Below are 12720 nucleotides of genomic sequence, written 5' to 3' on the forward strand. Positions count from 1 at the left end.
CACCGAACGCTGCGAGCAATTCCCGATCTGGCTACACACCTACAATCATCACCGCGGCCACACCGCACTCGGCGGCCAACCACCCGCCACTCGCGTACCTAACCTGTCAGGTCATTACAGCTAGCTACCGCAACAACGCGATACGAACACAGCGCTTTCCCAGTCGCTCATAACCGTCCAAACAGCCGGGTGCCAGGCGGTTTGCCGCTCCGGGCCGACTCCTATGCTAGCCACCACAGCGGTCGGGCCGTACGCGCCGCTGAAGCGGTCAACCCGGGCGCTCGCCGCGATCGGCAGAGTAGATTAGCAGCACCAACGTGGTCAGGAGCGAATCCCATGACATCAGCTGACTTCGATCCCAACGCGCCCCAGTACGGGTATCCGCCGGCCGGTTCGCCGCAATGGTCGCATGCCCAGCCCGGAGGCCTCGGTCGGAGATTTTTCGCCCGAGTGATCGACGGCCTCCTGGTGAACATCGTGGCCTTTTTACTGTCAATGTTCCTGTTCGACCGGGATTACTGGTTCCTGGTAACCGGCCTTTTCTCGGGTGTCCTGATGTTCGGGTACTTCGTACTCTTCGAGACCACTCATGGCGCCAGCCCGGGCAAGAGCCTGCTCGGCTTGGCTGTCCACGGCCCGGGCGGGGCGCCCAAGCCGGATGCGAAACAGTCCGCCATCCGCAACTCGTTCACCTTGCTCGCGGTCGTGCCCTACATCGGCGGCCTGCTGGCATTCATCGCCTACATCATTATCGCGGTGACGATCAGCGGCAGCCCCACCAAGCAGGGCAAGCACGACGAGTTGGCCGGCGGTACCCAGGTGGTCAAGAGCTGACCGAGACGCGGTCACCGGCGACGCTGCTCGTCCAAGTACGTCAAGAATCTCGCGACGATGCTGTCGACGCTCGGTCCGACGTCAAGAGCTATTCCATGCTCGTCGGGCGCCAGCGGTTCCAGCGTGTCGAACTGTGATTTCACCAATGCCGCCGGCATGAAGTGGCCCGGCCTGTCGGCCTGCCGGCGAGCGATCAGTTCCGGTGAACCCGTCAAGTGCAAGAACTCGATCCCGGGGCAATGTGAGCGCAATCGGTCGCGGTAACTGCGCTTGAGCGCCGAGCAGCTCATCACGCCGCCATCCTGATGTTCCGCCAGCCACCGCCCGACCGCTTCCAGCCACGGATAGCGGTCTTCATCGGTGAGCGGCTTACCCGCGGCCATCTTGGCGATGTTGGCTTCCGGGTGAAAGGCGTCGGCGTCGGTAAAAGGCACTCCGAGGCGCTGTGCCAATGCCGCACCCACCGTCGACTTACCCGACCCGGACACGCCCATGACCACGACGGGCACCGATGTGGTTGGCGGGCAGGGATTTTCAGGGCAGATTTCGGTTCCACTCCAGCCAGCCGACGCCGCGGCGCCCGTCGGCGGTGCTGACGGTTGCCCACACTCGGGGAAATTCGCTTATCCGCCCGTCGGCGGCGACCAGGCGTAGCGGTGCGTGTCCGTGCACGTCGACGGTCGCGGTGATGCCACCGGGATCGACCGCCAGCGTTGCGGTGGCCGGTAATCCGTCGGCGTCGAATGTTTGACGGGCCGTGATGGTTTGCAACTCAGTAACAGTGCCGCCGCGGTCTTGGACATAGCCGATACCGACCGGCGGGACGCCCGGAATCCGGATGTCCACCGCGTGCACGTGTGTCCCATCGTCGAGATGCAGCGCGCTCCAAATCCAGTCCATGCCCCACCAATCCCGCACCCCCCACGAATGGTCGCGTTGGCCGGGTACCGAGTCGATGGTGTAGCGACGTCCATCGACGGTGACGGTTCCCGAGACGGTGCACGGTATCTCGTAGCGCGTGGTCAGCCGATACTTGTACGGCGTGCCGTCAGTAGTCCACAACAGATCAATCGCCACCTCGACCGGCGTTCCCTGTTCTCCCCGCAACAGCGCGGCCGGGTCGGGGAAGGACTGGCCGCGCCCGTGCAGGCCGATGCGATAGGTATGCAGTGGGTCGCCGACGGAGTGCGTGAAATCGACTGCGCCCGTTTGCAGCGCCCACGGATCGGCGGGCAGCGGGATCTCGAAGTCGACGACTGCGACGGTGGGCAGCTCGGTGCCGCACAACAAGGCATGCAGCCACGCCGTCTGCTGGTTGGCGATCAGGCCGAGTCGTATCCAGCCACCGAATCCCTGTGCGGTATCGGCGAAGTCGGCGTACCAGCTTTCGCTCCACAACGGTTCGTCGGTCGCCGCGTGGGCCGATTCGTCTTCGCGTGACGGACGCAGCGGCTCGGCGACCGTCGGAGCAGCCAGTGTCTCCAGCGCGTCAACGTCGAGCACATGCTCACAATGCCGTTGCAGCATCGTCATGAACATCGCATCGCCGCGCTCGGTGCGCTCCACCAGCATCGACGAGACGATGGCCATCATCACCCCGAAGAAGCTCTGCCTGCGCACGCCCTCGCGGACATCGGCGAGACTGATCGGCGCGTCGGGCCCGAGCGCTGCGTGGTAGGCCCGCAGCAGCTCGTCGTAATGCGCGCGCCGCTCCTCCACCGGCAGTGCGCAACCGAGAAAGTAGGCCAGGTCGGTCATCGCGGGGCCCGACGTGACCGTCTGCCAATCGACCACGGTCAGCGGGCGTTCGGCACCGACGGCGCCGAACAGCATGTTGTCCAATCGATAGTCGCCGTGCACCAGACCCTGGATACGGCCCTCGGCGGCCTCCTCGGCCAGGTAGGCATCGAATCCGCCGACCAGCCGTTCGCACACCATGCGGTGCTGTGGTGCGATCCGGTCGCCGTAGCGATCGACGAAGCCGGCGTGCAGCGCCGTGATCAGCCCCTGGTTGAGCGGGGTGTCGCGGTTTAACCACGGCGCGTCGGCGAGCGTGGTGTCACCGAGCAGCGGGCCCTGCAGCCGGGCCAGTTCGGTGACGGCGAGCTGGGCCTGTGCGATTGTCGCGCCGCGGATTTCATCGCCAACGACCGCCGGATTGGCATCGCCCAGCAGGACATCGAAGATGCCTGCCGACGGGTCGAAAGCGGCGTGATAGCAGGGCGCAACCGGTCCGCGTAGCCGCGGGGCGATATCCCGGTAGAAGCAAACCTCACGCTCGTAAAGGCCCAGACTCCCGCCGGTCTGCCGGCTCATCGGGTCGGTGGCCGCGACCTTGAGCACCACGGAGTCGGGTCCGCCGCTGCCGGACCCGCGGTCGGCGTAGGTCAGCTGAACCCGGTAGCACTCGCTCATCTGACCGGTGCCGATACGTTCGACGCGGAAATCGGTGATGGTTCCCGCGCCGATCGCCGCGGTCAGCCAGCCGGCGGTGAGGTCGGCGGGGCGTTCGACGACGTTGTCGATGTGCGGTGTCATGGCTCGTCCACGAAACCACATTGGCCGTCATCGCGCCAGCGTGAAGCCCTCCCACGCCATCCGGCGCTCAGGGTGCGGATCGAATTCGAGATGTGACTTGCGGTCGAAGACCATCACCGCGCGGTCGGTATCGGTGTAGGCCGGCCAGTCGTCACCGGGTGCCCCGGTACGGCTGAATAACCGCCAGCGCCTTTGCACTTCGTTGGTGACCCGCAAGGCAGATCGGCGATCCGCGGCGGCGCTCAGCATCGCCCCGAACCTGGTGCGATAGATCCCGAAGACCGCCAGCAGTTCGGTGGCGTGCGTGGCGCCCAGCCCCGACCATCGCAGCACCCGCGGTGCGTAGTCGTATCGATACAGGTAGGTGGGCGCGTGTCTGCCGTGGGCTTCTCCGATCTCCCAAGCAGCCGCGCTAAAGGCGAAATCGCCGCCGAGCCGCACGCACGCCGACCGCCCCGGATAATCGGGGTAAGCGCCGGTAATGCGTTCGCGCGCAGCCGGTTCCACCTCGGCAAGCACCGCTTCGATCATCGGTTCGGTGGTCGGCAGCAGCGGCAAAAAGCGGGTGAACAAGCGCCCCTCTTCGGCATTGGTACCCACGATCAGCGGCACCCGGTGCGCCTTACCGCACCGCATCGCCTCAACGGGGTCCAGTGGCAGAACGTCATCACCGGAAACCGGGCCGATCGGGAAGGCGCCCAGCATGTCTCGCACGCCCTGGTCGATCAGGCGGTTTTGTGCCGCCACCAAATCGGCGGGAGGAGCCTGCATCAGCGCGTGGGCGGCATCCTGCTTGCGGACGCCCAGTAGCGTCGCGAATCGTCCCGCGAACTCTGCCGCGATTTCGCGCGAACGCACCATTCCGGTCGCCGGGCTTTCCGAAATAGCTTGGGCAAAAAGGCCTTCTGCCCCCGGCACCGCCAGCAACGTAGCGACTGCGTGCGCGCCGGCGCTTTCGCCGAACACCGTGACGTTGTCTGGATCACCGCCGAACGCCGCGATGTTCTGCTGAACCCAGCGCAACGCCGACACCAGATCGCGCAAGAACAGATTGCTTTCGAGGGTGACGTCTGCCGTTGACAGCGACGACAAATCCAGACAACCCAGCGCGCCGAGTCGGTAGTTGACCGATACGTAGACACACCCACGGCGGGCCAGGCCCACACCGTCGTATATCGGAGTGGCCGAGCTACCCATGATGTATCCGCCACCGTGCACGAAGACCATGACGGGCAGCGATTCACTTTCCGGCGCTTCTGGTGTGACAACGTTGAGGGTGAGGCAGTCCTCGCCCATCGGTTGGTACTTCCCGACGCCGACGATCGTGTAGCGCCGTTCTTGCGGCGGGCACTTGGTGAAGCCGTGGCAATAACGCACACCTCGCCACGGCTGGGCCGGCTGCGGCGCCCGAAAGCGCAGCGCGCCAAGAGGCGGCCGGGCGTACGGGATGGATCGCCAGCGGTGCACGCTGTCGCGAGTAAAGCCTTCGACGGTGCCGGAGGCCGTGGTCACGCGGACGGTGTGTTCGTGCATAACCTGACGGTAGCGAACCTGAGCGAATCACGCTGGGCAGGTGCACAGAATCGCGTTGTGGCGTTCCCGCTAGACGTTTCGGCGCTGATCGATCGCCTGCGCCGTCGAAGCGTCTCCACGGGCGAGTTCGAGCACCGCGATTTCGCCGCTATCGCCGTCGACCTCGACGAGCGCCCCCGGCGGTAGACGCCGGGTGGCGTCCTGAGCATCCACCACACACGGGACCCCGAATTCGCGTGCTACCACGGCGGCATGCGACATGGGTCCGCCGAGCTCCGTCACCACCGCGGCCGCGCAGGAGAAGGCGGCGGTATAGCCGACATCGGTGGCCTCAGCGACCAGGACCTCTCGGGGTTCCAGGTCGTCGATGGTTTCGGGCCTGACGATCCGCACCCGGCCGCGGACTCGTCCGCCACAGACGCCGACGCCGTTCAAGGTGTCTCCCGGGGCCAGGACGGTCGCCAGGGAGGTAGCGGCCTGCCAACTGCCACTGAAGACTGCGGGTGGAACGAAGCCGGCCAGCCGGTGTTGTTCTGCGCGACGGCGCGCGACCACCCCAGAAACGTCGGCAGGCAGTGCATCGAGTTCGTCGACCAGCAGATAGAACACATCGTCGGCGGAGCCGAGAACACCCGACTTCACCAGCCTGCGTCCCAGCTCACGGAGTAGGTTGCGCAGCAACCAGATTGCACGGACCATTCTGTCGCGACGGACTTCGCGGTCGCGAAGCTGGTGAGCGGCAAGGCGCGCTACCGGCCGCGCCCGGAGTGGGATTACCGGACGCTGCGTCTCCGGCCGGGTGGGCATGTGCAGCGATTTGGCCACTATGCGGATCAGCATCTCGGGGTCGTCGGCGTAGCTGGCCGACCGCATCTCGACTTCGGCGGGGCCGCGGTGCCCGATCACTTGCAGCTCGGCGAGCAGCGCCGCGTGGAATTCCGGGGCGTGGCTGGACAACTCCTCCAGATGATCGCCGGAGCCGGCCAGAATCCGGGTCACGTTGGGGTCGCGTTGCGCGGCCTCCGCCAATCGGTACACGGCGTTCAGCGGCTGTGCGCTGGCCAATTCCTGACCGACCGGGAGCACCATGTCACGTCCGTTCACGCCGCGCAGGACCACACTAAGCGCGGCGAACAACATGAATGACCCCGACGCCAGCACCCAACCGTGCACGACGTGATCGCGCGCCAGCAAGATCAGACTGTGCAACCGTCCGTCGCCAAGTTGCGAAAGATCGCCAGCAGCAAGATCTTCCAAGTGATCGATGTCGTCGACGAAGTCGCGCGTGTCGCGAGCGGCGCCACTGGTCAGGCCCGCCAGGTTGGCCGCGAACACCCCGAGGTTGCGAATGGTGCGCAGCGGCCGCATGGCCGGGCCGGATTCGCGCGGCAGAGGTTGCTCGCCGTAGATGGGCATGGCGGCCACACTGTGTCCGAAGAACTGGCTCTGGCGAATCACCGTCGCAGGTTTGACGAACGGCACGGTTTCGGCCATGAAGTGCGCGGTGGTGATGGCGCCGTACAGGCGGTGTCCGAAGACGCCGGTCGTTCGGGTTGCCATTTCGCGTTGGATCAAACCGCCAGGTCGGAGCCTTGCGGCGATCACCGCGCCGGCCCCGCGCAGCCCATGCACGGTCACCGATGCCGATGACGGCGAGAACGGTCCGGGCAGCGCCTCCGACAAATTGGTGGCGAGGTAGGTCGGGAAGCGTGGGTCGATCGGCGTGTCGAACTCGCCATTGGCGCCATCCGGGCCGGCCAAGACCGGAGCAACTCCGTCGGCGGCCGGGGCGTCGACCGCCGGGATGTCCTGAACGTGGGTCAGCCGCCAGGGCAGCGACGTCAACCACTTGCCGACGCTGACTCTGCCGCGCACCGCCAACGCGACGTCCTCGACACATTCCTCGGCGCTCCAGGCCGGCGTGAAGTTCCATTTATCGCGCAGCAGTGCGGTGTCCATCGCTGGGGCACTCAGTAAACGATCCAGCTCAGCGGGGTTCAGCCGCCGAAGCAGCCTGCCTGTCGGCACCATCGGTCGTCCGAGTGCACCGGCTATCTCACCCAAGGTCGGATTCCCTTGCGCAGCAACGTTCACCGGCCCACTGCCGATGCCGCTATCGAGGATCGCCCGGAGGAAAACCCGGTGCACGTCGTCGCTGTGCACGACCTGCACCCCGCGAGCAGCTGATCCGTCGATGTCGAGAAACAACGGAGCAGCCAACACCCGGCGCACCCAGTTGTCGACACCTCTGCCGAGGACGGTCGCGGAGCGGATCGCCACCCATTCCGCACCTGAAGCGGCCAGCATCTCCTCGACACGGGCTTTATCCCGCCCCTCCGGCGAAACCGGGTTCAGCCGATCGGTCTCGGACAGTGGCGCTATGCCGTCTTGAGCTACCCCATAGACGTGCGCCGACGAGGCGAACACGATGCGACGGGTACCGCTTTGAGCCATGGCATCAAGCAGATTGGCGGTCCCGCCGATATTCGTCTGGCTATTGGCCGCCCAGGCACAGTGCACGACGACGTCGGTGCCTGCGACCGCGCGCCTTACCCCGGCCACATCGCGAATGTCGCTCTGGACGAATCCGGCCGCGCTTGGCCAGCTTTCGGGTCGGTGACGGGCCAGACCGACGACGTCGTTCCCCTGGCTGAGCAGTCGGGCGACCACGCCGCGACCGATCACTCCGCTCGCCCCGGTGACGGCGATTCTCACTGGCTAACCTCAAACCTCATCGGCTAGTCGTCGTCGTCGAGGAAGGCAGCGTTGACCAGATCGTCGAGGTCCATCGCCGCGATATCTTCCTCTCTGGTCTCTGTCGCACCGGCACCGTTGGCCTCGTTCGCCAGGCTGAGCAGCAGGTCCAGAACTCCGGCCTGCCGAAGGCGCTTGACCGGAATCGACGCCACAACGCGTTGGATCTCCGCCTCGCCCGGTGCAACCTGCGGCGCCGACTCGGTCGAGGTACCGACCAGCTCTTGACGGAAGTAACCCGCCAGGGCTGCGGAGTTCGGGTAGTCGAAGATGAGGGTCGGTGAAAGCGCCAGTCCGGTGGCGGCTTTGAGCCGATTACGCATCTCAACCGCGGTCAACGAATCAAAGCCCAACTCCTGGAACGCCTTTTCCGGGTCGATGGCCTCCGGCGTACTGCTGCCCAGCACGGTCGCGATATGCGAACGCACCAGATCCAGCAACACCGCGTGCTGCTCATCCTCAGGCAGCCCCTCCAGGCGTTGCAGCAGCGCGGACTTCGACTTGGCAGCAGCCAGCGAATCATCGACCCGACGCCTTGCCCGTGCGTTGATCAGGTCGACGAACATCGGCGGCAAGGTGCCCGCGTCGTACTTGGCTCGTAGCGCCGTGGTGTCGATGCGGGCGGGCAGCAGGAACGGTTCATCGACCACCATCGCGGTGTCAAGCAATTGCATTGCTTCGACGGCGGACATGGCCACGATGCCGTCACGGGCGAACCGGGCGAAATCGACAGACGCCAACCCGCCGGTCATGTTGCTGGCTTGGTCCCACAGACCCCAGCCCAGCGAGATCGCCGGCAAACCGTGCGCACGCCGATGCACAGCCAGTGCGTCGAGGAACGAGTTGGCCGCCGCATAGTTGGCCTGACCCGACGACCCCACCAACCCGGCCATCGACGAAAACATCACAAACGCCGACACACCCAGATCCCGGGTCAGCTCATGCAGATTCCACGCCGCATCCACCTTTGCCCGCAACACCGCATCCACCCGCTCCGGCGTCAACGACGTCACCACCGCATCATCAAGAACACCGGCGGCGTGAATCACCGCCGACAACGGGTAATGCACCGGAATGTCGGCAAGCACCTTCGCCAACGCCTCGCGGTCAGCGGCGTCACAGCCCACCACCGACACCTGCGCACCTGCGGCGGTGAGCTCCGCAACCAACTCCGCGGCGCCCGGCGCTTCCGCGCCACGGCGGCTCAGCAGCATCAACTGGCGCACACCGTGATTGGCCACCACATGCCGGGCCAACGCAGATCCGGCCATCCCGCTGCCGCCGGTGATCAGCACCGTGCCCGCCGCCCACGCGTCGGGCATCGTCAACACAACCTTGCCGACATGACGCGCCTGACTCAGATACCGCAACGCTGCCGGCGCCCGCCGTACATCAAACGCGGTCACCGGCAACGGCCGAAGCGCAGCGTCGTCGAACAACGTGGCCAGGTCGGTGAGCATCTGCTCGATGTGGTCTGCCCCGGCTTCGAAGAGGTCGAAGGCGCGGTAGCGCACTCCGGGGTGTTCTTGGGCGACGACGCCGGGGTCGCGGATGTCGGTCTTGCCCATCTCGAGGAAAACCCCGCCAGAGGCGACCAAACGCAGCGACGCGTCGACAAAGTCACCGGCCAGCGAGTCCAGCACCACATCCACACCACGACCACCGGTGACCGCCCGGAACTTGTCCTCAAACTCCAGACTGCGCGAATCGGCAATGTGATCCTCATCAAGGCCCATCGCCCGCAACGTCTCCCACTTGCCCCGACTAGCGGTGGCAAACACCTCCAACCCCAAATGACGGGCCAACTGCACCGCAGCCATCCCCACCCCACCGGTGGCCGCATGCACCAACAGCCGCTGCCCGGCCTTGACATCCGCCAAGGTCGAGAGTGCGTAGTGAGCCGTCGCGAACACCACTGGCGCCGTTGCGGCATCGGCGTAGGACCATCCCGCCGGGACTTCCATCAGCAGGCGGGCGTCTGTGATTGCCATGGTCCCGGTGCCCTCGGGGAAGAGGCCGGTAACCCGGTCGCCGATAGCGAAACGACCATCGTCCGAGGCGGTTTCGACTACGGTTCCAGAGGCCTCTACACCCATCACCGCATCGTCGTCGGGGTACAGCCCGAGCGCGATCATGACATCGCGGAAGTTGGCCGCCATCGTCCGAACGGCGACTCGGACCTGGCCGGGCTCCAGCGGCGCATCGGCGTTCGGGATCGGCTCCAGCAGCAGATTCTCGAACGTGCCCTTACTGGACATGCCGACCCGCCATGGCTCGTCATTCGGCGGCACCAGGAGGGCGTCCACCGCTTTACTGCCATGCACCCGCGCCGTGTGAACTGTTCGACCGCGCACCACCACCTGCGGCTCACCCGCCGCCAACACCTCAGTGATCGTCGTATCGTCAAGAGGCGCATCGGAATCCACCAACACGATCCGGCCGGGATGCTCGGTCTGCGCGGACCGCACCAACCCCCACACCGCGGCACCCGCCAGATCGGCGACGTCCTCCCCGGGCAACGCAACCGCGCCGCGGGTCGCCACCACGAGCATTCCGGAGTCATGCTCAGCGAGCCAGGATTGCAGCGCCGCCAGCGCTTCATGCGTGCGCCGATATGTCGCGGCCAGCGAATCCTCGTCGACAGCTGCGGATTCGAAGACGTCATGCGACGGCGCTTCGGCATTGGACGCGGGCGAAACGGGTGACCAGATCACCTCGAAGATCCGGTCCGGCCCGGAACCGGACACCGCCGCCATCAACTGCTGCTGCGACACCGGACGAGCCACCATCGAAGCCACCGACAAGACCGGCAACCCCAGCCCATCGGCCAACTCCACCGACACCGACGACGGACCCGACGGCACAATTCGCGCCCGCACCGCCGATGCCCCCGCCGCGTGCAATGACACGCCCTGCCAGGAGAACGGCACCAGCACACCGTTTTTGTCGCGGTCGCCGCCGGTCTCGGTAGCCACGATCACCGCGTGCAAAGCAGCGTCCAACACGGCCGGGTGCACACCGAACCCTGCCGGTGATACGCCGGCATCGCTGGGCAGGCATACGTCGGCGAATACCTCGTCGCCGCGACGCCACATCGCGGTCAACCCCTGGAACGCTGGGCCGTAACCGTACCCGCGGGTGGCCAGTCGGTCGTAAAGCCCCTCGATATCGACCGGCGTGGCACCCACCGGCGGCCAGGTCGACATGTCGCCGCTCGGCTCGGAGCTGCCGGGCCGGACCACACCTTCAGCGTGCAGAGTCCAGCCCGGGTGTTCGTCGCCGCGGGAAAACACCGACACCGCGCGGTTGCCTGACTCGTCGGCGGCGCCGACGACGACTTGCACGGCGACCGAGCCGATTGCCGGGATCACCAACGGCGCCGCCAGCATCAGTTCGTCGATGACCGAGCAGCCGACTTCGTCGCCGGCGCGGATCGCCAACTCGACAAATCCCGCACCCGGGAACACCACCACGCCGCCAACCGCATGATGAGCAAGCCACGGCTGGGACGCCCCCGAAAGCCGACCCGTCAGCACCACACCGCCGGAACTCGGCAGGTCGACCACCGCACCCAACAATGCATGCTCGCTTGCCGCCAACCCCAGACCGGCAGCATCACCGGCAGCGCCAACGCTGGAAAGCCAAAACCGCCGTCGCTCAAAGGCATACGTCGGCAACTCCACAAATCCGGCGCCGGGCAACGCCGCACGCCAATCCACGTCCACACCTGACACAAAGGCCTGGGCCAATCCCGTCATCAAGCTGCTCGGTTCGGGCCGGTCTTTGCGCAGCATCGGCACGGACACGATGTCGGCTTCGGCGAGCGATTCCTCGATGGACGAGGTCAGGCCGCCACCGGGCCCGACCTCGAGGAATCGGCTGGCCCCGGCCGAGTTCGCGAAGCGGATGCTGTCGGCGAACCGTACCGCTGCCCGGATGTGCTGTGTCCAGTAGTCGGCTGACGCGAAGTCGTCGCCCGCCAACTGTCCGGTCACGTTCGAGATGATCGGGATGGTGGGCGCGTTGACCGTGAGCTCCTTGGCTGCCGCTCTGAACTCGGCGATCATCGGCTCCATCAACGGAGAGTGGAAAGCGTGGGAGACGGCGAGCTTGTGGACACGGCGGCCCTGTTCGCGCAGTCGGTCCGCAATCGCGGTCACCGCATCCTCGTCGCCGGAAACCACCACTGACGAAGGGCCGTTCACGGCGGCGATACCGACGCCGTCGGTCAACAGCGGCCGCACTTCGTCTTCGGTGGCCTGCACGGCCATCATGGCGCCGCCGGCGGGCAGGGCCTGCATGAACCGGCCCCGCGCGACCACCAGCACGGCAGCGTTTTCCAGCGACAGGGCGCCGGCGACGTGCGCTGCGGTCAACTCGCCCACCGAATGACCCATCACGAAATCGGGCTTTACACCCCAGGATTCCACCAGCCGGTAGAGCGCCACTTCGATGGCGAATAGCGCGGGCTGCGCGAATTCAGTCGTATTCAGTAGGTTTTCGTCGTGGCCCCACATGACTTCGCGCATGGGCCGCAGCAGGTGCCGGTCCAGCTCGCCGACAACAGTATTGAAGGCTTCAGCGAAGACCGGGTGGGCCGCGTGCAGTCCCATGCCCATGCCGAGCCATTGGGAGCCTTGGCCGGGGAAGACGAACACGGTCTTGCCCGCCGGGGCGCTGTGCCCGCAGACCACCGAACCACCAGGCAGCCCGTCAGCAAACTCGGCCAAACCACCGAGTAACTCCTGACGATCAGCACCGAGCACCACCGCCCGATGCTCAAACGTCGACCGCCCCGCCAACGACCAGCCCACATCAGCGATATCCAACTGCTCACGCTTGGCGATGAATTCACCCAACCGCGACGCCTGAGCCGAAAGCGCCGCCGCACTCTTCGCCGAAACCACCCACGGCACGATCGGCGGCACGGCCGCCCGCTCGGTAGCCTCCTCGCCCACCGTCGGGGGCGCCTCGATAATCACATGCGCATTGGTGCCACTGATCCCAAACGACGACACCCCCGCACGACGACCCCGACCATTGGCCGACTCGGCCTTCCAT

General features: G+C 66.1%; 6 protein-coding genes and 1 pseudogene. 2 read left to right on the top strand and 5 right to left on the bottom strand.

Going from position 1 to position 12720, the window contains the following annotated elements:
- Together ACLQI9_RS26105 and ACLQI9_RS26110 are read left to right on the top strand one after the other, a co-directional pair.
- A pseudogene (locus ACLQI9_RS26105) lies at positions 1 to 124 on the top strand (IS481 family transposase); the annotation flags it as partial.
- Positions 125 to 336: 212 nt separating this feature from the next.
- A complete protein-coding gene (locus tag ACLQI9_RS26110) occupies positions 337 to 834 on the top strand; it encodes an RDD family protein (RefSeq protein WP_442376366.1) in 498 nt (165 codons plus the stop codon).
- 11 nt (positions 835 to 845) lie between these two features.
- On the opposite strand, the gene ACLQI9_RS26115 is transcribed toward ACLQI9_RS26110, so the two are convergent.
- From ACLQI9_RS26115 to ACLQI9_RS26135, 5 genes are all read right to left on the bottom strand, one after another.
- A complete protein-coding gene (locus ACLQI9_RS26115; protein ID WP_442376376.1) occupies positions 846 to 1328 on the bottom strand; it encodes a gluconokinase in 483 nt (160 codons plus the stop codon).
- Positions 1329 to 1368: 40 nt separating this feature from the next.
- Positions 1369 to 3372 carry a DUF7064 domain-containing protein gene (locus ACLQI9_RS26120; RefSeq protein ID WP_442376368.1) on the bottom strand — a complete coding sequence of 668 codons (2004 nt, stop codon included), beginning with the start codon at positions 3370 to 3372 and terminating at the stop codon, positions 1369 to 1371.
- 27 nt (positions 3373 to 3399) lie between these two features.
- Complete coding sequence (locus tag ACLQI9_RS26125; protein ID WP_442376370.1) at positions 3400 to 4905, bottom strand: carboxylesterase/lipase family protein; 1506 nt, start codon at positions 4903 to 4905, stop codon at positions 3400 to 3402.
- Positions 4906 to 4974: 69 nt separating this feature from the next.
- Positions 4975 to 7620, bottom strand: coding sequence for an NAD-dependent epimerase/dehydratase family protein (locus ACLQI9_RS26130; protein ID WP_442376372.1), 2646 nt, complete (start codon positions 7618 to 7620; stop codon positions 4975 to 4977).
- Between the two features lie 23 nt (positions 7621 to 7643).
- The coding region (locus ACLQI9_RS26135; protein WP_442392388.1) for an SDR family NAD(P)-dependent oxidoreductase at positions 7644 to 12720 on the bottom strand (5077 nt) is incomplete at its 5' end.

The sequence above is a fragment of the Mycobacterium sp. genome, assembly GCF_052143115.1.
Lineage (GTDB): Bacteria > Actinomycetota > Actinomycetes > Mycobacteriales > Mycobacteriaceae > Mycobacterium.